The 482-nt window shown below is 67.6% G+C and carries 1 protein-coding gene; it reads right to left on the bottom strand.

Features of this window, described 5'->3' with window-relative positions; all coding sequences use genetic code 11:
* Positions 1-482 (bottom strand): DMT family transporter (locus tag EN852_RS35065; protein WP_135879615.1); only part of this gene is annotated, 482 nt, incomplete at both ends.

Raw genomic sequence — 482 nt, 5'->3', positions numbered from 1 at the left:
GGCCGAAGCCAGATGGCTGCCGACGGCGAGCTCGATCGGGCCGGTGCCTTCCGGCCAGTCGACGGTGCGGTAGATGTTGCCGGCCGCGAGGCTGACCGGGATGAAGAGCCCGATGGCCACCCAGACATAGTCGGCCGGCTGGCCGGCCTCGCCGCGCGTGAGCGCCACCATCACCGCGCCGACGAAGCCGACGGCGATGCCGATGACGCCGAGCAGGTTGGGACGCCGGACCCCGAGCAGGATCGAGAACACCAGCGTGATGACCGGTGACAGCGTGAACATGATGCCGGTATAGCCGGCGCCGAGATGCGGAATGGCCGAGAACATCAAGAGATTGGGAATGGCATAGGAGATCGCGGCGGTGATGAAGAAATAGCGCAGCTTGTGCGGCGTCAGCCGGACGCGCTCGCCGCGCAGCAGAAGCGCCAAGAGCAGCACGCCGCCGGCGCCCAGCGAAATGACGAAGGCCCAGACCATGGCCG

The sequence above is a fragment of the Mesorhizobium sp. M2E.F.Ca.ET.209.01.1.1 genome, from assembly GCF_004010375.2.
Taxonomy (GTDB): Bacteria; Pseudomonadota; Alphaproteobacteria; order Rhizobiales; family Rhizobiaceae; genus Mesorhizobium.
This window is presented reverse-complemented; position numbering and strand designations above follow the sequence as displayed.